The following is a 22,050-nucleotide window of genomic DNA, read 5'->3' on the forward strand; positions in this document are numbered from 1 at the left end:
GCTAAATGGAAGATAAAAAAATAGTCATGTTTGGGCCGGGCAGCAGCGTGACCACGCTTAGCTGATACCAGAATACCGCTCAGGCATGTCCTGAGATTTGCCGAAGGGTCAGGAGGACGAAACAAATCAAATACTTGTTTGAGTTTGCGGCTGAACGATCTCCCCGAGACGATTGATCTGCTCCTGCTCGACGGTGAAGCTCGTCGAAGATCGCTTGCGCCCCGGCGCTTTGATCCTGGCCGACAATGTCGATGACTGCCTGACTATCTTGCGCATATCAGTACGGTCGAGAATGGCTACATCACCCTCCCCCTTCACCGACGACGTCGAGCTGTCGATGCGGCTGTGACCCTCTGATCTCTCAATACCGGGCCAGTAATAGGCGTCGGGCGTCGGACGTTTTCCGAAAACGGCCTGACCGACGCGCACGATGGTCGCGCCTTCCTCGATCGCCCAGGCATAATCGCCCGACATGCCCATGGAGAGATTCTGCAACGACGCGCCCTGTGGCGCCTCCTGCAGGGCACGGTCGCGGATGTCGCGCAGCAGCCTGAAGCAGCGGCGCACCTCCGTCTCGTCAGGCGTGAAGGTGGCGAGGGTCATGAAACCATGAGGGCGAAGGGAGGAGAATGCGGTGAGCTCGCTGAGAAACGGCATCACCTCGTCCGGCGAAAGCCCATATTTGCTTGCTTCGCCGGACGTGTTGACCTGAACGAGGATCGGCAATTCCTGCCCGAGCGATTGCAGCCGCCGGTCCAGCGCCGCCGCCAGTGATAACCGGTCGACCGACTGCACCTCCTGGGCAAAGCGCAGCACGTCCTTGACCTTGTTGCTTTGCAGATGGCCGATCATCGACCAACGCGCGCCGGTGTCGGCAAGCTCAGCAGCCTTGGCGCGCCCTTCCTGAACCTTATTCTCTCCCAGATCGACATGCCCGGCGTCGATGGCCTCCCGCACCCGCTCGGCTGCAATGGTCTTAGTGACCAGCACCAGCCTGACGGCGTCAGCGGAGCGACCCGAACGGGCGGCGGCCTCGCCGATCGTGGCCTGAACCCGCTTCAGGGCGACAGCGACCTCAACCAAGGGGTGGCTCCACGATCGGGAAGGCGGAGACGAGCGCGTTCACCCGGCGTGTGACATCGGCACGATCCGTATGCCCGCCGCGAACGCCGTTCAGAATATCGAGGATCAGCGCGCCGGTCTCGCGAAACGCCGCCTCGTCGAACCCGCGCGAAGTGGCCGCGGGCGATCCCAGCCGCAGGCCGGAGGTGACCGTCGGGGGCAGCGGATCGAACGGCACCGCATTCTTGTTCGCGGTAATGCCGAACGTTTCGAGCGCGTCGGCGGCGTCCTTGCCGGTGATCCCGAACGGCTGGAGATCGCCCAGCACCAGATGGCAGTCCGTGCCGCCTGTCACAACGCGCAGGCCGCCGGCGACAAGCACGTCCGCCAGCGCCTGAGCGTTCGTCACGACGGCCTTGCTGTAAGTGCGGAATTCCGGTTGCAGTGCCTCATGAAAGGCCGCCGCCTTGCCGGCGATCACATGCATAAGGGGGCCGCCCTGTGTCCCGGGAAAGATCGCCTTGTCGATCTTCTTAGCCAGCGCTTCGTCATTGGTGAGGATGATACCGCCGCGCGGGCCGCGCAGGGTCTTGTGCGTTGTGGAGGTGACGATGTGCGCATGAGGCACCGGGTTGGGATAAAGGCCGGTCGCGATCAGTCCGGCATAATGGGCGACATCGGCGACCACCCACGCCCCGACCTCATCGGCGATGGCGCGCATCCGGGCGAAATCGATCTCGCGCGGATAGGCGGAGCCGCCCGCGAAAATGAGCTTTGGCCGCGCCTCACGCGCGCGGCGGGCCATATCGTCATAATCGATCCGCTCGTCATCGCGGCGGACCAGATAAGGCACCGGCTTGAACCACCGGCCGGACATGCTGACCGGCGAACCGTGGGTGAGATGCCCGCCGCAGGCAAGGTCCAGCCCCATGATGCTGTCACCCGGCGCGAGCAGCGCATAGAAGACCGCGACGTTCGCGTTCACCCCGGAATGCGGCTGGACGTTCGCATAGCGCCCCCCGAACAGGCGGCAAGCCCGTTCGATCGCCAGCCGCTCCACCTGATCGACCGCGTGACAGCCGCCATAATAGCGCCGGCCGGGATAGCCCTCGGCATATTTGTTGGTGAGGATCGAACCCTGCGCGGCGCGAACGGCCGCGCTGACCATGTTCTCCGACGCAATGAGCTCGATATGCTCATGCTGGCGGCGCGCCTCGCTCGAAATGGCGGCGTGCAGATCTGGATCGATTGTCATCTCTTAAAACCTCTGGAGCGAAAAGCGGTGGCGCGGTGGCGCACCTTATTGCGGTCGGTCGCGGGCATCGCTAAGCTGTTCCGGCCCATTTAGGATGGGCCAGTTTTGTTAATATGAGTGGGCCGGTTGAAGACGCGCGGGAGTTTGCAGATCGATTTGCCGGCAACACGCCTGGGGCCGATCTTTATCGATTTGGCGCAATCGATTATCACCGAGATCGAGCGGGGCCGGCTGAAGCCCGGCGATCCCTTGCCGGGCACCCGTGCGCTGGCGCGTAGCCTCAAGCTCAACCGCAACACTGTCGATGCGGCCTATCACGAACTGACGATGCAGGGCTGGCTGGAAGCGCGCCCCTCGCGCGGCACATTCGTCGCGACGGATCTGCCGGAAAGCCCGGCGATCGCAATGCGTGCCCCAGCGCTTGTCGAGCCGTCCGTCGCCTCGGTGATGCCGCCCGTTCTGCACATGACCGATGGCGCGCCGGACGCGCGGCTGATGCCCCATGCGGAACTGGCGCGGGCATTCCGGGCAGCCCTCTCTTCTTCCGCCATGCTGACGGAGATGGCCCATGGCGATCCTTATGGCGCGCCGCGACTGAGGTCCGTGCTGTCCGAATATCTGGCGCATGAACGCGGTCTGGCAGTTCCCGCCAACCAGGTCATGGTGACGCGCGGCAGCCAGATGGGGTTGTTCCTGTCCGCAGCAGCGCTGATCGCGCCGGGAGATGTTATCGCGGTGGAGGAACCGGGCTATCCGCTGGCCTGGGCGGCCTTCCGCGCCGCTGGAGCCAATGTCGTCGGCGTGCCGGTGGATGGCGGCGGCATCGATCTGGATCGGCTGGAACAGATGGCGGCGGAGCCCCCGCGGCTGACGGCCGTCTATGTCACGCCGCATCATCAATATCCCACGACTGTCACGCTGGGTGCCGGCCGCCGCCTTCGCCTTCTCGACTTGGCGCGTCGCCATGGCCTGACCGTGATCGAGGATGATTATGACAATGAGTACCGCTTCGATGGCCGCCCGATCCTGCCCATGGCGGCGCGGGCGTCCGACGATCAGCCCATCGTCTATCTGGGATCGCTCTCGAAGCTGATGGCCCCGGCGCTGCGGCTGGGTTACGTGGTCGCCTCTCCCGCGACGCTCACGCGGATGGCGACCGTGCGCGAAGCGATCGACCGGCAAGGCGACTTACCGCTGGAGCAGGCGTTCGCATCGCTGATCGCGCAGGGCGATGTCCGCCGCCATGCCCGCAAGGCGCGCCGGATTTATCAGGCGCGGCGCGATCTGTTCGTGGCTTTGCTGAAGGAGCAGCTGTCCGACACGGTCGATTTCGATGTGCCTGCGGGTGGCCTCGCGATCTGGCTGAAGATGCGGAAGGGGCTGAGCGCGCAGCAGTGGAGCGACCGTGCGCTGAAGCTTGGACTTAGCATATCGCCGGGCGCCCGGTTCACGCTTGATGTCACAGCGCCGCCTGAGGCGCTGCGCGTGGGGTTCGCCAGCCTTGATGAGCTGGAACTGTCTCAGGCCGTGCGCTTGCTGGTCGCGTCTCGTCCCACCTGAGCCGGCCTAGTCTGAAATTCCAATCCGGCCCTCTCTGGCAGACCAGACCCTCTCTATTGCACCGCCTCGAGCACAGCTGCTCCAGGGAGGTCAGACATGGACATTACGAGCGATGTTACACTCAATCCCGTCACCGAGGCCGATAAGGAGGCGTGGCTGGGGCTTTGGGCGCAATATCTGATCTTCTACAAAGCCGATATTTCCGATGCCGTCACCGAACTGAGCTGGCAGCGCCTTCTCGATCCCAAAGAGCCGATGGGCTGCATTCTGGCGCGGCAAGGCGGGAAAGCGGTCGGTTTCGCCAACCATGTCCAGCATCGCTCGACGTGGACGCGTGGCGACTATCTCTATCTGGAAGATCTGTTTGTGGACCCGTCGGTCAGAGGACAGGGCATCGGCGGCAAACTGATCGGCGCGCTCTATGAGCTAGCAGCACAGGCCGGATTCTCGCGGGTGTACTGGCACACGCATCAGACCAACAGCACAGCGATGCTCCTCTATGACCGGATTGGAGAGCGGTCGGGCTTCGTGCATTATCAGCACCTATTGAATGCGTAACATGGTCACCGCTGACCAATTGGCCTGATCCATTGATGTAGCACAACAAAGACCACGGTCGAGCCTGCTACATGGTGTCAAGGCACAACTGCAAAAGGTGAGCACTATGATAGACCATATGGGTATCAGCCCCACAGACATGGAACGGGCGCGACAGTTTTACGACGCTGCCCTGAAGCCGCTTGGCATCACAAATGTGATGGAGGTGACGCCCGAACAAACCGGTGGCTATCATGGCATCGGCTATGGGGTCGCCCCAAAGCCGTTCTTCTGGCTCTCGACCGACAATCGCCGGCCCCTGCCGGACGGACCACGCGGCGCTGGCGTTCACATCGCGTTTCAAGCCGGTAGCAGAGCAGAGGTCGACGCCTTCTACGCAGCGGCAATTGAGCAAGGTGCACGGGATAACGGCCCACCCGGGATAAGGCCGCATTACCATCCTGCCTATTATGCAGCCTTCGTGATCGATCCGGATGGGGTCAACGTCGAGGCCGTGTGCCAGAAGCCAGAATGAGAGAGCGTGCCCTCCTATCCGGCAGGGTCATCTGCGAGGCATCGAGCAAGTCAATATAACATGCAGCTACGCAGGTCTTTCAGTGGCTGAGCTGGCGCAGATCCAGAACGAGCGGCGGTGCGGCGCGTTCGATGCGCCAGCCGCTGTCACGGTACACCAGTTCAACCAGCCCCTCGCCCTCCTCTGCCAGTCGCTGCTCCAACCAGGGATAAAGTGTCTTGATCCCCGGCGCCTTCGTCCAGGCAGGCACATTCGCCAAACGGAAGCGATAGCGCAGCGTCGCTCGACGCACCATCGGATCGGCACTTTCGATACTGACCTCCTGTGGCTGTATATCGCCATAGCAGATGATCGTTTTTGCCCCGCCATAGTCATCGCCGCCAGAGCGGATATATTGCTCACTGCCTGACGCGGGAGCGTAGCGCAGTGCTGGGCGAGGTGCGACCGGACCCTCGAAGGAAGAAGACCCGGCAGGCTCCAACAGACCGGCCTCGGTAAATGCCTGCGCGCGGCGGCGCTCGACCGGACTGTCGACTGCAACGTCCCAGGGCATGTTGAAAAATGGTGCGCAGGCGGGTCGGGTTTCAAGCCAGTCCGCAATCAGCTTTCGCCCGTCAGCGGCGCTCGGCGGCAAAGGATCACCATTCTCGTCGAGAGCAGCTGTGGCCGATCCATCGGGCGTGCCGGATGAGCAGGCGGCCAGCAAAAGACAGACGGAAAATAGAAAACTCGCGCGCGCCATTACTTCCTCTCTTGAGCGTGATCGGCACAGGAGGCCTCTACAGGTTATGGCTGCTCCCGTTCATCGGCTGCAAGTTTTCACAATCGACATGTCAGGGCAACATCGTTTGCCCAAGCCTTCTGTCGAACAACGCTGAGCCGGATGGGCTATCAGATGAAATCGTTGTTATGGGCAGCGGTGAGACTCGCTCCGTTTGTCAGGATCGCAGCGGAGCAGCCGCGAGCGCGTCAATCAGCGCCTCTCTCAACGGCTTGGGCTGGAGCCGGTCATCATAAGGACAAGGGCGCTTGGGAAGCCCATCCGCGCGCGGTCCACTGCCGCTGCCGCGCAACCAGGTATGATTGTCGGACATCCCCCAGAGCAAGACACTGTGCAGTTGCGGATAGGACAGGCTCACATCAAGAAACGCCTTGGCATAGGCGGCGATCTGTGCATCGCGTTCCGCGACCGGCGCCACGGCAAAGCGATCATTCACGTCAAACTCGGTGATGAGAAGGCGGTAGTTCATCGCGGTGACCGCATCGAGAAAATCGCGCCACGCCCGCTCGTCATGAGCGCCAAAGCCGCCGACCCCACTGGTATTGCCTGTGGTTCCACCTCCGCCCAGATGGCCCTGAATGCCAAGGGCGTGCACCGGGACATTGCGCTTGCGGAACCCTTCGAGCAGCCGCAGCACCCCTGCCCGATGCTTTTCGTTGGATGGCTCCCAGTTCATGAAGTCGTTGTAGACAAGCTCGGTCGAAGCCGGGAGATTCTCCTTGGCAAGGTGGAAGGCGAGGTCGACCATCTCGCCGCTGTCGCCAAACGCTTTCGAGAAGGACGTGGTCCGCAGCGATCCGTCCGCCGGATCGATCGCCTCGTTCACGACGTCCCATGACTGGATGCGCGACGCGTAGCGACGGCAGGTGCGCTCGATATGCTCGACCATCATCTGACGCGCCGTGCGCTTAGGATCGGGGCCGAAATCGAAGCTCTTCTGCCATTCGGGAATGCGACGCTCGACCTGCCACAGGAGGTTGTGGCCGCGAATGGCGAGACGATTTTCCTCTGCCCAGTCCAGCAGATCGTCAGCCGCGCTATAGTCGATCGTGGTCGGGTCCGGACGGATGGCATACCATTTGAGTTCGTTCTCCGGGACCATGATCGTGCTCTGCGATGCGACCAGCGACGCATAAGCCGGATCCTGCGCTACGGCACGCCGACTCATCGCCGTGCCAAAGGCAATGCCCCGCCGCCGGGCCACGTTGCCCAGTGACTGTCCTGCTGGCTGGGGCAACGTGGCTGCAGTTGCTGCCATCAGCGCCCCAGCCATCATTGCGCGACGTGTCGTTTCCATGCGTCCTCTCCCCTGATCCGTCCGTCGTGCGAAGCGCGCCATTGAGGCGTCGTTCCAACCTTGTTTACGGAAACCGGCGCTATTTGGCCGGACCTGTCTCCCGCCGCTTCCGGCTCGCAATGAGATCGCTTCTGGAGAGGCGCCGGATCGAGAGCTCCAGACGCTTCTCGCTCTCGTGTATCTCCTGCTGCGTCCTGATCGCCGAAGCCATGTGGGCCTGCGCCGCAGCGCGCGCCCGATCCGCATCACCGGCCAAAATGGCCTCGAGAATGAGTCGGTGCTCCACGATCTGCGAGCCCGGATCGGCGCGATGCTTGTACAGGCTCTGGCGGTTCAAATAGACGCTCGAGCGCAGCACGCTTTCCAGACTGCGCATGAGGTGCAGCATCATGATGTTGTGACTCGCCTCGTAAATGGCGAAGTGGAACTCAGCATCGCTCCTGGCGATATCATCGATGCTGTCCCGCTCATGCGCGTCCATCATCGCCTCGAAATGATCCTGGAGTCGCTCCCGGTCGATATCAGACGCACGTTCCGCCGCGTAGCCGGCAGCCGACGCTTCCACGACCGCGCGCAGCTCCATAAGGTCTGAGCGGGCAGCTGGATCGTCCATAAGCACCAGCAACGGATCGCGAAGGCTCTTGCCGATTTCCTCACTGACATAGGTCGCGCCTTGCGCATTCGTGGTGAGCAAACCGAAGGCAATGAGCTTGTCCAGCCCCTCGCGCAGGGACGGCCGCGAGACACTGAGTTTCACGGAAAGGTCGCGCTCCGAAAGCAGCCGTTCGCCCGGACGCAAAACGCCCTCCAGGATCATTTGCTGGATATGCTGGGCTATGGTGTCGGACAATTTGACCGGCTTAATCGGCAGGATGCCGCCTTCTTCATTCTCGCTCATGACCCATTCCTAAAATGCGGACAGGGTGATTGACCACTAAAAACTTTGGTCAAATAAAATTACCATTGATGTGTTTGGTAAAAGTTTATACGCACCCCTGGTGGCATCTGACGTCCAGGATGAATGGGCGCAAACGACCAACTGGGGAGGATGAAATGAACCGGACTCGAAATGCGTCGATCCTTTTGATCGGCGCGAGCGCGATTGCTCTTACGCCGTCCGCTTTGGCTCAGACTGCGCCTTCATCGACAAATGCCGCATCTGTTAGCGGAAGCGATTCAGATCAGGCAGGCCAGTCCGCTGCTTCGAACGCGGACATAATCGTCACGGGGTCGCGCGTTGTAAGCAATGGCAATCAGGCCCCGACACCCGTCACCGTGATCGCCACCGAGCGGTTGCAGCAGACGACGCCCTCCAACATCCCAGACGCGCTCAATCGCCTGCCGCAATTCGCCGCGCAGCCTTCGACCCGCAACATCGGCAATGCACAAGGCAATGCGACCGGCAACTTCCTCAACCTCCGGCGCTTCGGCTCTAACCGAAACCTCGTTCTGCTCGATGGCAGTCGCGTGCCGCCGACGGCCGCAAGCGGTGCAGTCGACACAAACACGATCCCGCAGTCTCTGGTCGAACGTGTGGAGATCGTGACGGGCGGCGCTTCGGCGGTCTATGGTTCAGATGCGGTCACTGGCGTCATCAACTTCATCATCAACAAGAAGTTTAACGGGCTGAAAGCCAATGCCCAGATTGGCACCTCCACTTACGGCGACAATTCTTCCTGGCGGTTCGGCATTGCCGGCGGCATGCCGATCTTCGGCGAGCGGGGCCATATCGAGGCCAGCTTCGACCATTACGACTCCAAGGGCCTGATCGGCGTCGGGGTGCGAAAGCCTGCCGACCAGATTCCGACTGTCGGTGGCGCCGGTACGCAGGCAAATCCGTTCCGCCTGATCTACAACGGCAGAATACTTACGGGCAATCGCGGCGGGTTCATCTCGAATACCAACACCGGCTTTCCCGCAGCCCTTCGCGAGCTGACCTTTAATACCGATGGCATTCCGACCCGTTTCGTTCATGGCGCAAACTCAGGCGTCAATGGCCTCGAGAGCGGGGGCGACGGAGGCTATTACGATGCCACAACCTATCTCGCGCCGGTGCGTACAAACCAGGCCTTCGGCCGCTTCGACTATGAACTCACCGATGACATCAACTTTTACGTACAGGGCACGTACAGCAGCGCCTTTGCTGACTATCAATATGCGTCGGTGCGCTACTCTTCAACGATCCTGAGCGGCAATCCGCTGATCCCGACTGCAATCGTCCCGGGTACCAACCAGACAATCCAGCAGATCATGACGGCAACCAACACACCGTCGATCACAATTGCACGTTTGCAGAGCGTCGAGGATGGCTGGCCGCCGCGCACCAATCATGTGCTTTCGACCAATGCCTTCGCGATGGGCGGCTTCTCCGGCAAGATTTTCGGCGACTTCGACTGGAGCGTCAACTACATCTATTCGGTCAGCAAACAGCACGTCAAAAACCGCAACAACACCAATGTGCAAAAACTCGCGGCGGCGCTGGATGCGGTGACCGACCCGGCGACGGGCCGGGTGGTCTGCCAGGTCTCGCTGACCCAGTTCGCTTCTCTATATCCGGGCTGCGAGCCAATGAACGTGTTTGGACCGACAGCTCCGAGCAAAGGCGCGCAAAGCTTTGTGCTCGAGGATACCTTCTTCACGCTGACCAACCGCATGCAGGACGTGAACTTCGCCATTTCCGGATCACCGTTCGACCTCTGGGCTGGGCCTGTTCGCGTGGCATTGAGCGGTGAATATCGTTGGCTGTCGCTGCGCAACCGCTCCAGCGTGGAGGCCACCGCACCAGCGGACTGCACGGGTCTCCGCGCGAACTGCGCCGGCCTTACCAAATATCAGCACGACGTCTCATCGAGCATCTTCGCCAAGCAGAACGTCAAGGAAATCGCTGGCGAACTGCTCATCCCGCTGCTCAAGGATGTTCCACTGGTCCGCTCGCTCGAATTGAACCTCGCCGGACGCTATACCGACTACAGCACCAGCGGTTCGGTGGAGACGTGGAAAATCGGCGGCACATGGGAGCCCGTAGAAGGCATTCGCTTCCGCGCGTCACGCTCACGTGACATCCGCGCACCTACTCTGCAGGATTTGTTTGCGCCGTTGTCGCAGGGACCGAGCGGCTTCACCGATCTGCATACCAACATCTCGCGCGTCACCAACATCTACACGCAGGGCAATCGGAACCTGGTCCCCGAAGTTGCCAACACGACGACACTTGGTGTGGTGCTGCAGCCGGCATTCCTGCCCAACTTCAGCCTTGCGGTGGACCTCTACCGCATTCGCATCAACAATGCGATCATCAACGCGTCCGGCTTCAACACGACCATTCAGCGCGAGTGCGAGAACTCCAACGGTGCGTCGGCTTTCTGCGCATTGCTGGAGCGACCACTTCCGTTCAGCGACCGAACACCGGCCAACTTCCCGACGCGGGTGTTATCCCAGAATATCAACGCGGCGCGGCAGTGGACGCACGGCGTCGACGTGGAAGCGAATTATCGCTTCAATCTCGCCGATGTCGCCGAAAGCCTGCCGGGTGCGCTCGCTATCCGCGCACTCGCGTCGTACCAGCCGGTGGTGAAGCGCCAGACGGTTACGTCGGTCCCGCCAACCAACTCTGCCGGCGTCCAGGGAAGTTCAAAGCTCGTCGTGAACCTTGGCTTCGATTATAATATCGACAACTTTAGCTTGCTGGTAACCGAGCGTTGGCAGTCCAAGCAGCAGCCAAGCGACCGCTCGATCAACTACGATCTTCGGCCTGACATTCCTGCCTACAGCTACACCGACATCTCGATGAACTATGAGATCACGCTTGGCGGTCATAAGGTTACGCCGTTCGTCACGGTCGAAAACCTGTTCAACAAGAAGCCGCCGATCGTTGGAACCCAGAACAACGTGCCTGGCCTGTTCTTCCCCGGGGCGAGCGGCTACGACATCATCGGTCGCTATTTTACTGCAGGCATTCGCGGCAAATTCTGATCGTGCCGGAGGCGCCCCCCGCCCCGGCACGCCGGTCCCGTCAGTATCCCTCCCCGGCGCTGACGGGACCGTCACAGACAAGACAGCGGTCAGACCGCCCAGAGAGAGTGACCATGCCTCCCAGAGATGACGATCGATGACGAGCGACCTCTCCCCGATTTACCGCAAGGTCACGGTCAGGATCATCCCTTTCCTCTTCGTCTGCTATTTGTTCAACTACATCGACCGAGTGAATGTCGGCTTCGCCAAACTCCAGATGCTGGGCGATCTGGGGATGAGTGAGACGGTCTATGGCTTGGGCGCGGGCATCTTCTTCATTGGCTATCTGGCATGCGGCGTGCCGAGCAACTTGATGCTTCAGCGCCTCGGTGCGCGGCGCTGGATCGCCGCTATGATGGTTACGTGGGGACTGTTCTCCACTGCCCTCATGTTCGTGAACAGTGCAGCGAGCTTCTATGTCCTCCGCTTCCTGACCGGCGCGGCCGAGGCGGGCTTCTTTCCCGGCGTCGTCCTTTATCTGACGCGCTGGTTCCCCCGCGCACGCCATGGCCGGGTCATGACGGTCTTCATGTCCGCCATTCCCGTATCCGGCGTGCTCGGTGGCCCGACCTCGGGGTGGATGCTCAGCCATTTCTCGACCGGACAGGGAGGGCTGGCAGCATGGCAGTGGCTCTTCCTTCTGCAAGGCCTGCCCACCGTATTTCTGGGCATGGCGGTGTCGTTCATCCTGAGCGACGGCTTCGCTGACGCGCGCTGGCTGGATGAGAGGGAGAAGGCGGCGCTCAGCAATGCCCTTGCCGAGGACGAACGAAACCGGCCCGTAACCGCCGCAGAGTCTTTCGCGGCAGTGCTTCGCAATCCCGCAACTTGGATGCTCGGCCTGCTCTATTTCTGCATTCAAAGCGGCGTATATGCCATCAACTTCTGGCTCCCCACGATCATTGAGGCGAGCGGCGAAACAAACCCGATGACGATAGGCCTGATGAGCGCCGTTCCCTATTTCGCAGCGGTCGTGTTCATGATCGTCATGGGCCGTTCAGCGGACCGCCGGCAGGAGCGACGGTGGCATCTGATCGTCCCGCTGGCGACCGGAGCAGCCGGCCTCCTCCTGGCGGCGGTAGCGCATGATCCGCTGCTGTCCCTCGCCGGCATGACACTGGCGACCATGGGTGCGCTGACCGGCCTTCCGCTCTTCTGGCCGCTGACCAATGCCTATCTCAGTGCGGCGGCTGCCGCCGGTGGCTTCGCTCTCATAAATTCCTGCGGCCAGGTCGCAGGTTTCGCGAGTCCTTATCTCGTGGGGTGGATCAAGGACGTTTCGGGAGATACGCGCCTCGCCTTGCAATTGCTTGCAGCGGCCATGATCTTCGGCATCGTCCTTGTGCTGCGCACGCCTGCTCGCACACAGCCTGCATGAGCAATACGTCAATGAAAGTTGTAATCGCTTCTGACTCGTTCAAGGAGAGCCTCTCCGCCAGGGAAGTGGTCGAACTCATCGAGGCGGGTTTCCGAGAGGTTTTTCCCGACTGGACTTATGTCCAGATGCCAGTCGCGGACGGAGGGGAAGGGACAGTCGATGCGCTTGTCGCGGCGACAAACGGACGGCACATCTCCCACAGAGTTACCGGGCCGCTGGGCGATGCCGTCGACGCCTTCTTCGGACTGACGGGCGATGGCAGGACCGCAGTCATCGAAATGGCGGCGGCGGGCGGGCTGATGCTGCTGCCTCTGGAGAGACGCGACCCCCTGCATACCTCCACTTACGGCGTAGGGGAGCTTATTCGGCGCGCCCTTGATCTGGGTGCGCGGCACTTCATTATCGGCTTGGGAGGTAGCGCTACCAATGACGGCGGCGCAGGCATGGCTCAGGCGCTGGGCGCGCAGCTTCTGGATAGGAACGGCAAAGCCATCGAACGCGGCGGGGCCGCTCTCTCCTCGCTGGCCCATATCGACATCGCTGGTATCGATCCGCGCCTGGCGGAGTGCGAGATCGAAGTCGCGTGCGACGTGGACAGTCCGCTCTTTGGGCCTTCGGGCGCCTCAACCATCTTTGGCCCGCAAAAGGGCGCCACGCCCGCAATGGTCAGCCAGCTTGACGCGAGCCTCCTTCATTATGCCCGGTGTATTGCGCGCGATCTGGGAATAGACGTTGCCCATCTGCCCGGCGGCGGCGCCGCAGGTGGACTCGGCGCAGGGCTTGTAGCGTTCACTCACGCCATTCTGCGTCCGGGCGCCCAGATCATCTTCGACGCAGTTGGCCTGGACCGTCATGTGCGTGAGGCCGACCTCGTCATAACCGGCGAAGGACGCATCGATGGCCAGAGCATCCACGGCAAGACCCCGGTGGCCGTCGCTGCTCTGGGTCAGCGCCATGCAAAGCCGGTCATTGCGCTGACCGGTGCGCTCGGTGAGGGCGCCAGCCTCGTCCTCGATCATGGGATCGACGCGATGTTCAGTGTAGTTTCTTATCCCTGTACGATGGAAGAAGCACTGGAGCAGGCAAGCAGCAATGTTCTTGAAACAGCGAGAAACGTCGCGATGGGACTCCGCATCGGGATGGCACTGGGATAGCGGGGAGAAAATCGCCCATCAGGCCATAACGCGGGGATCGACACTCCACGACCGCTTGGAGAGATCGCCGATTGGCCCCGCGACCCGTGCCTCGCCCACGGGCCTTCCCATGAGGTCAATGCCGATGCCGGGAAACGCTTTGAACTTGGGCAGAGGCTTGCTGCTCGAAATCGTGAGGCGCAGCGTCTTGGGGTCGAAATCGATCTCCATGTCCGCCAGCACGGATTGCTGATCCCAACCCTGGATGGCGCGCCAGCTCGGCAGATCATAGAATTTGATCTTCTGCCAGGCGACCGGATCATATGTCGGGCTCGGCTCGCCCTCGAACAGACCCTGAAATCGCTCCGGCAGACCGGCATAGACGTTACTGTCCGCCTTATTGTTCTTGTCGACGAAATTGATCGCCGACTTGCACTTGGTGAAGATGTTGCCGGCTACCGTGTTGCCGTTGGCTTGCGGCAGGCCTCTGTCCGGGCGAACGATAGCGAAGATGCCGGCGTTATTGCACTGGCCAATCAGGTTTTGAACGATGATCTGCTTGCTCGACGCATTGTCGAAGATGCCCGAACCCGCACAACCCCTCTGGCCGGGCGTGCCGGGCTCGGCGTTGCGCACATCCCAGATGATGTTGTTGTCGATCAGATCCTGATCCGGCGTCATTTCGATGTGCAGCGCGGAGCCAACCGTCAGCACGTCCGCCATGATGTTCTGAGTGATGCGGCAATTGACATTGTCGACATCCCACCAGGCGGCATTGGCATGGCGCATGTGCCGGATGACATTGCGGCGGAAAAGCATGTTCTTGGCGAAGTGGAATTTCGCGCCCGCCGCTTCCCAGCCGCGTTCGGCGTCGGCCCAGCCACACCACTCTATGAGATTGTCCTCGATCAGCGTGTCGGTCGTGCCGAGCCCCGAAAGGCACGTGACGCCGCAGTAGCGCAGTGTGTTGCGCCGGATGATCTGCGACTGACCGGGCGTCTTGGCCGCCCCGCCCGGCAGGCTGCTATAGGCATCCCGCCCGATGATGAGGCCCGAGCCATTGGCCCATTCGATGATGTTGTCTTCCACGATCCAGTGGTCGCCGCCGCCCAGCGAAACCATGCCGTCCTGCCCGCCGGGATAGGGGTAGGGATTGCCCGCATGCTGGAAGTTGAGGCCTTTTATCCGAATGTAGCTTGAGCCGCTCTGGGCGGGCACGAACGTGGCGGGGCGGGTCGTCGCCTCGATGAGATGATCCGCCGGAGTCCCTTGCTCCAGCCGGATGTAGATCGCCGTGCCGCTATTGTTGACATAGAAGCGCCCGTTAAGCGTGCCGCCCAGTTCCTGCATGATCGCACCGCCACGGCGACGCGGCGGCATTCCGCGCTGCGGCGCAGCCGGCTTCGTGTAGTCGGGCACCGGCGAAAGATTGGGCTGCGCCAGCTCATTCAGCTGCTCGACCGGCTCCAGCGGCTTGCCGTCTACGAAGAGGAGACCGCGCCTACGCAGATAGGGTCCCATGTCGACGATGGCAGTGTCGAGCCAGCCCCAGGACCCCATAATGCTGGGCAAGGCAAAGGGATTATAGAGATCCGGGAACATCTCGCTCGTGAGATCATAGCGCCAGACCGTAACGGACGGCCCGGGCGCATTGCGCGGCCCGGTCGAGATGCTCTCCTGCTTCCAGCCGTCCCTGAGCGCCTCCGAGCCCCGGATATAGACGTTCGCGCCCGGCGCCGCCTCATAGCTGATCATCCGGTCCGGCCCCGTGCCGCCGCGTGCCGGACGCACCCATTCGCGATAGACGCCCGAAGCGATGACGACCCGCTCGCCCGGCTGCAACACCTCCGCCGCCTTGCCGATCGTGCGGAACGGCCGCGCCTTGTCGCCCGGTCCATTGTCGTCCGCGCTTGCCGCGCCATTATCCACATAATAGGTCCGGGAGAAGGTCAGCGGCTTTTCCCAATAAGTGAACTGCGTGCCGTCAGGCAGGCGAGAGCCGGCAGTGTCGGCCGCACCGCCAGCCGATGCCGCATGGGCCTCGTCCGAAAAGCCGCCGTCCAGCATGCCGCCCGCTATTCCGACCGCGCCGACCAAAGCTGCGCATTCCAAAAACTGACGCCGATGGAGCTTTACTCCAGTTCCCATTGAGGAAGCGGCATGATTTTCCTGGCCTGATTGCACGATCCTGCTCCCTCGGGCGTTTATATCTGGCCTGGCACGACGATCTGTGCCGGCCACCGACGCCGATCTGTATATTTTCTTGGCCATTTATATCAATGGTAAAATTATATTACCAATTCACTCCACCTCAAAGGCGGGTATCTCGAGGGCGTCGCCCCCCTTATAGCGGCACCGCAGTGGTATATTTCACCTGCGCCAACGCGAAATGCGAGGAACCGGTAGCCACGGAAGGGTGCCGCAGCACGGTTCGCATCAGGAAGCGATTATAGTCTTCCACATCGGCAACCAGGATGCGCAGCAGATAATCCCAATCGCCCGACATCGAATAGCACTCGATGATCTCCTCGCGCGAGGCGATGAAGCTCTCGAACGCTTCCGTCGTCTCGATCAAATGGTTCTTGATCTTGATGTGGCAGATGACGTTGACCCCTCGGCCTAGACGCGCTGCATCGACCAGGCGCACCTGGCTACCCAGGATCCGGTCGGCTTCCAGAGCGCGAATACGCCGCCAACAAGAGGCCGTCGAGGCACCGACGCGTTCAGCCAATTCAGCATGGCTGATGGACGCATCGCGCTGCAACTCATACAGCAGCTTGCGATCGATGGCATCGATCCGGCGTTCCAAAGTCATGCCCCCGCTCCATCGGCATCGGGCTGGCGCTCGGGTGCCGCGCGAGCAAACGCATCGATCTCGCTGCATCGGGCATCCACCGCCAGCAGTTCGGGAAAATCAGTCAAATCGACGTGAAAGCGGCGGGCGTTATAGATTTGCGGGACCAGGCAGCAGTCCGCTATCGTCGGTGTCTCCCCGAAACAGAAGCCCTTGCCATGGTCGCGTATCATGATCTCCAGCGCCGCAAAGCCGGCATGAATCCAGCGCTCGATCCAGCGCTTCACTGCATCTTCCGGCACGCCAAGGTCATGGCGTAAAGCCTGTAGAACCCGCAGGTTGTTGAGCGGATGGATATCGCAGGCGATGGTAGACGCCATAGCGCGGACAATGCCACGGCTCATGGCGTCGGCTGGAAGAAGCGGCTGCGTCGGGTAGCTTTCCTCGAGCCACTCGAGGATGGCGAGGCTTTGCGACAGACTCTCTCCGTCGACTTCAAGTGCCGGCACGAGACCGAGAGGCGCGTGTCGGCCTAGCGCCGGCCCGCTCTGCTCACCTTTGCGAAGATCATAGCTCGACTGGCTGTAGTCGATGCCCTTGAGGTTAGCGCCGATCCGCACCCGGTACGATGCTGAGGACCGCCAATAGCCGTGCAGGGTCATCGTCATAGTCTTGCCTCCGTCTACCGTGGGTCGTGCCTCGAACGATCACCCGGACCATTGCATCATTATGGTGATTAATATCTATCTCGACTGCCAGATTTCCGATCAATTCAATCCAATATACCCGTAGAAACTCCCATGAATGAAACGAATTTTCGCGCGGGTTTGATAAATTGCCGTCATGGGAAGCACGGATTTCCTGCCGCCCGGCGCCGCACCCGACTGGACCATTCCTCAGGAGTGGGCCTCCTATACGGGTGAAGAGCATGAAATGTGGGATCGGCTGTTCGCTCGCCAGGCCGAAATGCTGCCTACGCGGGTGGTTCCTGCCTTCATGGAAGGCCTTGATGTCCTTCGCATGTCTAAGCCGGGCATTCCGGATTTCGAGGAACTGAACGAGCGGCTGCATCGTGCAACCGGCTGGCAAATCGTTGCAGTCCCCGGCCTTGTGCCCGACGAGATTTTCTTCGAGCACCTTGCCAATCGCCGTTTCGTGGCTGGTCGGTTCATCCGCCCCGCTGAGCAGCTCGACTATCTGCAGGAGCCGGACATCTTCCATGATGTGCTCGGGCACGTGCCGCTCCTCGTCCACCCGGTCTTTGCCGATTACATGCAGGCCTATGGCCAAGGTGGTCTGAGGGCGGCCAAGCTCGGTATGATCGAGGCACTGGCCCGCCTGTACTGGTACACTGTCGAGTTCGGGCTGGTTCGCGATGGCGATGATCTCAAGCTCTATGGAGCAGGCATCGTCTCGTCCTATGGCGAAAGTCTCTTCGCTCTCGACGATCCGTCCCCGAACCGCATTGGCTTCGACCTCGAACGGGTAATGCGCTCGCGATACCGGATCGATGACTACCAGCAGAGCTACTTCGTCATCGAGAGCTTCGAAGATCTTCTGCGGCAGACGCGCGATGTGGATCTCGGACCAATCTACGAGCGTGTGCGCGAGCTTGAGCCGATCGAGGTTGGAGCCCTTCTCCCAACCGATCGGGTCTTCCACGCAGGAACCCAAGGCTACGCACGCGCAAACGGCGTCACCAGCTAACCAGATGTCTTGAGAGGAAGAAGAGATGAGCCTGTTTGACAATCCCATCGGCCTCGACGGCTTTGAGTTCGTGGAGTTCAGTGCGCCCGAGAAGGGCCTGCTGGAGCCGGTTTTCACCGCGATGGGCTTCACCCTGATTGCCCGACACCGGTCCAAGGACGTCCAGCTGTGGCGTCAGGGCGGCATCAACCTGATCGCCAACTATGAACCGCGCAGTCCCGCTGCCTATTTTGCCGCCGAGCATGGCGCCTCGGCCTGCGGCATGGGCTGGCGGGTAAAGGACGCGGCGAAAGCCTACGCCCTCGCCATTGAACGCGGTGCCGAGCCGGTCGAGGTCAGCACCGGCCCCATGGAACTGCGCCTGCCCGCCGTGCGCGGCATTGGAGGTTCAATCATCTATCTCATCGACCGTTACGAGGACGAGACTGGCGGACTATCGATCTACGACATCGATTTCGTCTACGAGCCGAGCGTCGACCGGCACCCCGAAGGCACGGGCTTCAAGATCATCGATCACCTGACCCACAACGTCTATGGGGGCCGCATGGCTCATTGGGCGAGCTTCTACGAGCGCGTCTTCGGCTTCCGCGAAATCCGCTATTTCGACATCAAGGGCGAATATACCGGCCTCACCAGCAAGGCGATGACCGCGCCCGACGGCAAGATCCGCATTCCGCTGAATGAGGAAGGCAAAGCCGGCGGCGGCCAGATCGAGGAGTTCCTGCGCGCCTATAATGGTGAAGGCATCCAGCATATCGCTTTGCTTTGCGATGATCTCATTGCCGCCTGGGACAGGCTCAAGGCTCTGGGCGTGCCCTTGATGACCGCGCCGCCCGCCGCCTATTACGAGATGCTGGACGAGCGCCTCCCCGGCCATGGCGAGCCGGTCAATGAACTTCAGGCGCGTGGTATCTTGCTCGACGGGTCGACGCAGGATGGCGACCCGCGCCTGCTGCTCCAGATCTTCGCCCAGCCGCAGATCGGCCCGGTCTTCTTCGAGTTCATCCAGCGCAAGAAGGACGAGGGCTTTGGCGAGGGCAATTTCACTGCGCTCTTCCAGAGCATCGAGCGCGACCAGTTGCAGCGCGGCGCGCTGAATGTGGGAGAGCCAGCATGAGCACAGTCGCACCACAGCTCAAGCGCATCCACCATGTCGCCTATCGCTGCAACGATGCGAAGGAGACGGTGGAATGGTACCAGCGCGTGCTGGGAATGACCTACACCACCGCTTTCGCCGAGGACAAGGTGCCCTCAACCGGCGAGGACGACCCCTACATGCACGTCTTCCTCGATTGCGGCAGTGGCAATGTGCTCGCCTTCTTCGAATTGCCAAACCAGCCGGCGATGGGGCGCGACCTCAATACCCCGGCCTGGGTCCAGCATCTCGCTTTTGAGGTGGAGGATGAGGCCGCGCTGCTTGCCGCGAAGGCCCATATCGAGGCGCAGGGCATCGATGTGCTCGGCCCGACATTCCATGGCGTGTTCCGCTCGATCTATTTTTTTGATCCCAATGGCCACCGCGTCGAACTGGCCTGCAACATCGGCACCGATGCGCAATATGCCGAATTGAAGCGCATCGCCCCGCTGATGCTTGAGGAATGGAGCCAGACCAAGCGCGCCCCCCGCCACGCCGAATGGCTGCACAAGGACCCCAACGCATGAAGCTCGCCAGCCTGAAGCATGGCCGAGACGGTCGCCTGATTGTCGTATCGGACGATCTTTCACATTATGTCGAAGCCGGGGCGGCCGCCCCGACTTTGCAGGCGGCGCTGGACGACTGGGCAGCCATCGAGCCGAAGCTCGCGGCCCTTGCGGATGATCTGGCGAAGGGCGCGGTTGCGGCCCAGCCGCTCGATCCCGCTGCGCTCGCGGCACCTCTACCGCGCGCCTATCAATGGGCCGACGGCTCGGCCTATGTGAACCATGTCGAGCTCGTCCGCCGGGCGCGCGGAGCAGAACTGCCTGAAAGCTTCTGGCATGAACCGCTCGTCTATCAGGGCGGCTCCGACCGGTTCCTTGGCCCGCGCGACGCCATCCCGCTCGTCGACGAAGCCTGGGGCTGCGACATGGAGGCGGAGGTCGTCGTCGTCACCGACGATGTCCCCCAAGGTACCACTGCGGAAGACGCGCGCAAACTCATCCGGCTCGTAGGCCTCGTCAATGACGTCTCACTGCGCAACCTCATCCCGGGCGAACTGGCCAAGGGCTTCGGCTTCTACCAGTCAAAGCCGGCCAGCGCGCTGTCGCCCATCTTCGTGACGCCGGATGCGCTAGGCGAGCGGTGGAAGGACGGCAAGCTGCACGGCACTCTGCATGTCGACCTCAACGGCCAGCCCTTCGGCCGCGCCGATGCTGGCGTCGACATGACGTTCGACTTCGGAACGCTCATCGCGCATCTCGCAAAGACCAGGTCGCTTGGCGCGGGAACGATTGTCGGTTCAGGCACGGTGTCCAATCGCGATGCGGATGGCGGCACCGGCAGGCCCGTGGCCAATGGTGGCCTTGGCTATAGTTGCATCGCCGAGGTGCGGATGGTCGAGACGATCCGCTATGGCACGCCGGCTACGCCCTTTCTCAGGCATGGCGACACTGTCCGGATCTGGATGGAGGACGACTGTGGTCAAGCCTTGTTCGGCACGATTTCCCAGACAGTAGAATCCATCTAATGCAGCGATTGAACGATCAGGAACGCGCCGAAGCGGACATACGAACCGGTTCGTGATGCACTCGTGCGAGATTTTGAATTCCGCGATTTCGTGGCCGCCTTCTCTTTCATGACGGCTGTCGCGCTGGAGGCCGAGAAGGTAGAGTATGATCGCCACTAATTCAGCGAGCAGTTCGCCCTCGTGGACGATGGCTGGCACGCGCCGATGAACGAGCAGCCGCTTTCGGAATGCCCATTTAGCAGCCTAAACCTCCGAAATGAAGGCATCGGCCTGCCTATCTGCGGCAGTAGCCTTCGCCGTCCTTCACCTTGAGACAGTCAGTCTTTCCCGCAAGATATTTCAGGCCGGTGTCGTCACCGGTCGACGCACGCAGGACCTGGTTGCCGTCGGGCCTCACAAACGCGATCCCCTCGGCTGTTCCGACACCCTCGAAGGTGCCGGACATGTCCTCGTCAGTCCCATATTGCATCTTAAGCGAATAGAGGCCCGCAGACTTTCCCTTTGAGACCGTAAGGTTCAACCCTTCCACGCCGATCCAACGGCCAACCCAGCCGTCGCGGTTCGTCGGCGCAGCAGCACTGGAAGCGCCGAGGGAATTATTCGCGATCCCATTCCCCTGCTGAATGGCATCGACCGACGTGGCGGCCGCAATGTCATTCTCAGCCATATTGTTGCCGCGTTCGCCCTTAGGGGCTTCCGAGCAAGCTGTTGCTCCCAGCGAGAGGAGAAGGAGGGCGGCGAGACTACGCATGGAGAACTCCTTTAGCGCTGGTTGATTTCTTGCTGACAGATCCGTGGAAAACACTCCAGAGCCCGTTCGGATCCGGCTGGAGCTTTTGCTTCTAGAAGTCTCGCTGCATACCTCGCATGCACGTCATCGCGAACGGCAATTATGCTCTGAGGTTTGGGTTTGTCCGGCGCGTCATCTTTTCGCTGACGGCGCGCCGGAACTCTCATGCAGGCCGATCAGCCGTTGAGCCGGTCTTTCACTGCCTTTGCGGGCGCAAAGCCAAGCTTCTTGGAGGCAGCGATGGTCATCGCCGCGCCGGTGGCGGGGTTACGGCCTTCGCGGGCCGGAGATGCCTTGACCTTGAACTTTCCAAAGCCGGACAGGCTGACTTCTTCGCCTGCTGCGGCAGCATCGACGATGGCGGCGAGCACGCCATCCACCAGCTTGCGGGCATCTGCCTTGCTGACGTCATGAGCGGTCGCGATCTTCTCCGCGAGGTCGGCATTGTTCATTCGTAAAACTCCTCTCTTGAAAATTCGCGAGCGCCATAGCGGGTGGATGCCGCCTGGTCAGCAACTCTTTGCAAACCGTCTCACCTCGGGGG

The 22,050-nt window shown here is 61.4% G+C and carries 21 protein-coding genes; 11 read left to right on the forward strand and 10 right to left on the reverse strand.

What is annotated here, in order from left to right; genetic code table 11:
• Window positions 1-126: 126 nt before the first annotated feature.
• Together ACNAOH_RS03375 and glyA are read right to left on the reverse strand one after the other, a co-directional pair.
• Window positions 127-1,083 carry a YggS family pyridoxal phosphate-dependent enzyme gene (locus tag ACNAOH_RS03375; RefSeq protein WP_443971367.1) on the reverse strand — a complete coding sequence of 319 codons (957 nt, stop codon included), beginning with the start codon at window positions 1,081-1,083 and terminating at the stop codon, window positions 127-129.
• Window positions 1,076-2,317, reverse strand: a complete 1,242-nt coding sequence (gene glyA / locus ACNAOH_RS03380) for a serine hydroxymethyltransferase (protein ID WP_443971368.1) — start codon at window positions 2,315-2,317, stop codon at window positions 1,076-1,078. The genes ACNAOH_RS03375 and glyA overlap by 8 nt, the downstream gene beginning before the upstream one ends.
• A 156-nt stretch (window positions 2,318-2,473) precedes the next feature.
• On the opposite strand from glyA, the gene pdxR reads away from it, so the two are divergent.
• The 3 genes from pdxR (at window position 2,474) to ACNAOH_RS03395 (ending at window position 4,949) form a co-directional block, all read left to right on the forward strand.
• Complete coding sequence (pdxR, locus tag ACNAOH_RS03385; RefSeq protein WP_443971369.1) at window positions 2,474-3,877, forward strand: MocR-like pyridoxine biosynthesis transcription factor PdxR; 1,404 nt, start codon at window positions 2,474-2,476, stop codon at window positions 3,875-3,877.
• A gap of 96 nt (window positions 3,878-3,973) precedes the next feature.
• Window positions 3,974-4,435 (forward strand): GNAT family N-acetyltransferase, encoded by a 462-nt coding sequence (locus ACNAOH_RS03390; protein ID WP_443971370.1) that lies wholly within the window; start codon window positions 3,974-3,976, stop codon window positions 4,433-4,435.
• A gap of 106 nt (window positions 4,436-4,541) precedes the next feature.
• Window positions 4,542-4,949, forward strand: coding sequence for a VOC family protein (locus ACNAOH_RS03395; RefSeq protein ID WP_443971371.1), 408 nt, complete (start codon window positions 4,542-4,544; stop codon window positions 4,947-4,949).
• A gap of 79 nt (window positions 4,950-5,028) precedes the next feature.
• On the opposite strand, the gene ACNAOH_RS03400 is transcribed toward ACNAOH_RS03395, so the two are convergent.
• The 3 genes from ACNAOH_RS03400 to ACNAOH_RS03410 all read right to left on the reverse strand — a co-directional run bounded on the left by ACNAOH_RS03400 (window position 5,029) and on the right by ACNAOH_RS03410 (window position 7,925).
• Entirely contained in the window at window positions 5,029-5,691 is a 663-nt protein-coding gene (locus tag ACNAOH_RS03400; RefSeq protein WP_443971372.1) for a hypothetical protein, read from the reverse strand.
• Between the two features lie 196 nt (window positions 5,692-5,887).
• Complete coding sequence (locus tag ACNAOH_RS03405) at window positions 5,888-7,027, reverse strand: endo-1,4-beta-xylanase (protein WP_443971373.1); 1,140 nt, start codon at window positions 7,025-7,027, stop codon at window positions 5,888-5,890.
• Window positions 7,028-7,106: 79 nt separating this feature from the next.
• On the reverse strand, window positions 7,107-7,925 hold the full coding sequence (locus tag ACNAOH_RS03410; RefSeq protein WP_443971374.1) for an FCD domain-containing protein: 819 nt from the start codon (window positions 7,923-7,925) through the stop codon (window positions 7,107-7,109).
• 155 nt (window positions 7,926-8,080) lie between these two features.
• On the opposite strand from ACNAOH_RS03410, the gene ACNAOH_RS03415 reads away from it, so the two are divergent.
• From ACNAOH_RS03415 to ACNAOH_RS03425, 3 genes are all read left to right on the forward strand, one after another.
• Complete coding sequence (locus ACNAOH_RS03415; RefSeq protein ID WP_443971375.1) at window positions 8,081-10,999, forward strand: TonB-dependent receptor domain-containing protein; 2,919 nt, start codon at window positions 8,081-8,083, stop codon at window positions 10,997-10,999.
• 136 nt (window positions 11,000-11,135) lie between these two features.
• Window positions 11,136-12,416: an MFS transporter gene (locus ACNAOH_RS03420; protein ID WP_443971376.1), complete on the forward strand. Its 1,281-nt coding sequence runs from the start codon at window positions 11,136-11,138 to the stop codon at window positions 12,414-12,416.
• Between the two features lie 11 nt (window positions 12,417-12,427).
• Window positions 12,428-13,570 carry a glycerate kinase gene (locus tag ACNAOH_RS03425; protein ID WP_443971377.1) on the forward strand — a complete coding sequence of 381 codons (1,143 nt, stop codon included), beginning with the start codon at window positions 12,428-12,430 and terminating at the stop codon, window positions 13,568-13,570.
• An 18-nt stretch (window positions 13,571-13,588) separates the two neighbouring features.
• On the opposite strand, the gene ACNAOH_RS03430 is transcribed toward ACNAOH_RS03425, so the two are convergent.
• The 3 genes from ACNAOH_RS03430 to maiA form a co-directional block, all read right to left on the reverse strand.
• A complete protein-coding gene (locus ACNAOH_RS03430; RefSeq protein WP_443971378.1) occupies window positions 13,589-15,646 on the reverse strand; it encodes a hypothetical protein in 2,058 nt (685 codons plus the stop codon).
• A 247-nt stretch (window positions 15,647-15,893) separates the two neighbouring features.
• Window positions 15,894-16,364 (reverse strand): Lrp/AsnC family transcriptional regulator, encoded by a 471-nt coding sequence (locus tag ACNAOH_RS03435; RefSeq protein WP_443971379.1) that lies wholly within the window; start codon window positions 16,362-16,364, stop codon window positions 15,894-15,896.
• Window positions 16,361-17,011, reverse strand: a complete 651-nt coding sequence (maiA, locus tag ACNAOH_RS03440) for a maleylacetoacetate isomerase (protein ID WP_443971380.1) — start codon at window positions 17,009-17,011, stop codon at window positions 16,361-16,363. The genes ACNAOH_RS03435 and maiA overlap by 4 nt, the downstream gene beginning before the upstream one ends.
• Before the next feature lie 175 nt (window positions 17,012-17,186).
• Here maiA and phhA point away from each other — a divergent pair, with 175 nt between their 5' ends.
• The 5 genes from phhA to ACNAOH_RS03465 all read left to right on the forward strand — a co-directional run bounded on the left by phhA (window position 17,187) and on the right by ACNAOH_RS03465 (window position 20,875).
• On the forward strand, window positions 17,187-18,050 hold the full coding sequence (gene phhA / locus ACNAOH_RS03445) for a phenylalanine 4-monooxygenase (protein WP_443971381.1): 864 nt from the start codon (window positions 17,187-17,189) through the stop codon (window positions 18,048-18,050).
• 25 nt (window positions 18,051-18,075) lie between these two features.
• Window positions 18,076-19,167: a 4-hydroxyphenylpyruvate dioxygenase gene (hppD, locus tag ACNAOH_RS03450; protein WP_443971382.1), complete on the forward strand. Its 1,092-nt coding sequence runs from the start codon at window positions 18,076-18,078 to the stop codon at window positions 19,165-19,167.
• Window positions 19,164-19,712, forward strand: coding sequence for a VOC family protein (locus ACNAOH_RS03455; protein WP_443971383.1), 549 nt, complete (start codon window positions 19,164-19,166; stop codon window positions 19,710-19,712). Before hppD ends, ACNAOH_RS03455 begins: the two co-directional genes overlap by 4 nt.
• Complete coding sequence (locus tag ACNAOH_RS03460; RefSeq protein WP_443971384.1) at window positions 19,709-20,716, forward strand: fumarylacetoacetate hydrolase family protein; 1,008 nt, start codon at window positions 19,709-19,711, stop codon at window positions 20,714-20,716. Before ACNAOH_RS03455 ends, ACNAOH_RS03460 begins: the two co-directional genes overlap by 4 nt.
• A 63-nt stretch (window positions 20,717-20,779) precedes the next feature.
• The gene (locus tag ACNAOH_RS03465; RefSeq protein WP_443971385.1) at window positions 20,780-20,875 is read left to right on the forward strand and encodes a hypothetical protein; all 96 of its coding nucleotides are present in this window, start codon (window positions 20,780-20,782) and stop codon (window positions 20,873-20,875) included.
• Between the two features lie 115 nt (window positions 20,876-20,990).
• Here the strand turns inward: ACNAOH_RS03465 and ACNAOH_RS03470 are convergent, their stop codons facing one another.
• Together ACNAOH_RS03470 and ACNAOH_RS03475 are read right to left on the reverse strand one after the other, a co-directional pair.
• On the reverse strand, window positions 20,991-21,467 hold the full coding sequence (locus ACNAOH_RS03470; protein ID WP_443971386.1) for a hypothetical protein: 477 nt from the start codon (window positions 21,465-21,467) through the stop codon (window positions 20,991-20,993).
• A 215-nt stretch (window positions 21,468-21,682) separates the two neighbouring features.
• Window positions 21,683-21,958: an HU family DNA-binding protein gene (locus ACNAOH_RS03475; RefSeq protein ID WP_443971387.1), complete on the reverse strand. Its 276-nt coding sequence runs from the start codon at window positions 21,956-21,958 to the stop codon at window positions 21,683-21,685.
• Window positions 21,959-22,050: the final 92 nt, after the last annotated feature.

The organism is Sphingobium sp. CR28 (assembly GCF_052327305.1).
In the GTDB taxonomy this organism is placed as follows: domain Bacteria; phylum Pseudomonadota; class Alphaproteobacteria; order Sphingomonadales; family Sphingomonadaceae; genus Sphingobium.

Coding starts and splice junctions, on each gene's coding strand:
- glyA (WP_443971368.1), bottom strand. CDS start 2,317: ATGACAATCGATCCAGATCTGCACGCCGCCATTTCGAGCGAGGCGCGC.
- ACNAOH_RS03390 (WP_443971370.1), top strand. CDS start 3,974: ATGGACATTACGAGCGATGTTACACTCAATCCCGTCACCGAGGCCGAT.
- ACNAOH_RS03395 (WP_443971371.1), top strand. CDS start 4,542: ATGATAGACCATATGGGTATCAGCCCCACAGACATGGAACGGGCGCGA.
- ACNAOH_RS03400 (WP_443971372.1), bottom strand. CDS start 5,691: ATGGCGCGCGCGAGTTTTCTATTTTCCGTCTGTCTTTTGCTGGCCGCC.
- ACNAOH_RS03405 (WP_443971373.1), bottom strand. CDS start 7,027: ATGGAAACGACACGTCGCGCAATGATGGCTGGGGCGCTGATGGCAGCA.
- ACNAOH_RS03410 (WP_443971374.1), bottom strand. CDS start 7,925: ATGAGCGAGAATGAAGAAGGCGGCATCCTGCCGATTAAGCCGGTCAAA.
- ACNAOH_RS03415 (WP_443971375.1), top strand. CDS start 8,081: ATGAACCGGACTCGAAATGCGTCGATCCTTTTGATCGGCGCGAGCGCG.
- ACNAOH_RS03420 (WP_443971376.1), top strand. CDS start 11,136: ATGACGAGCGACCTCTCCCCGATTTACCGCAAGGTCACGGTCAGGATC.
- ACNAOH_RS03425 (WP_443971377.1), top strand. CDS start 12,428: ATGAAAGTTGTAATCGCTTCTGACTCGTTCAAGGAGAGCCTCTCCGCC.
- ACNAOH_RS03435 (WP_443971379.1), bottom strand. CDS start 16,364: ATGACTTTGGAACGCCGGATCGATGCCATCGATCGCAAGCTGCTGTAT.
- maiA (WP_443971380.1), bottom strand. CDS start 17,011: ATGACGATGACCCTGCACGGCTATTGGCGGTCCTCAGCATCGTACCGG.
- phhA (WP_443971381.1), top strand. CDS start 17,187: ATGGGAAGCACGGATTTCCTGCCGCCCGGCGCCGCACCCGACTGGACC.
- hppD (WP_443971382.1), top strand. CDS start 18,076: ATGAGCCTGTTTGACAATCCCATCGGCCTCGACGGCTTTGAGTTCGTG.
- ACNAOH_RS03455 (WP_443971383.1), top strand. CDS start 19,164: ATGAGCACAGTCGCACCACAGCTCAAGCGCATCCACCATGTCGCCTAT.
- ACNAOH_RS03460 (WP_443971384.1), top strand. CDS start 19,709: ATGAAGCTCGCCAGCCTGAAGCATGGCCGAGACGGTCGCCTGATTGTC.
- ACNAOH_RS03470 (WP_443971386.1), bottom strand. CDS start 21,467: ATGCGTAGTCTCGCCGCCCTCCTTCTCCTCTCGCTGGGAGCAACAGCT.
- ACNAOH_RS03475 (WP_443971387.1), bottom strand. CDS start 21,958: ATGAACAATGCCGACCTCGCGGAGAAGATCGCGACCGCTCATGACGTC.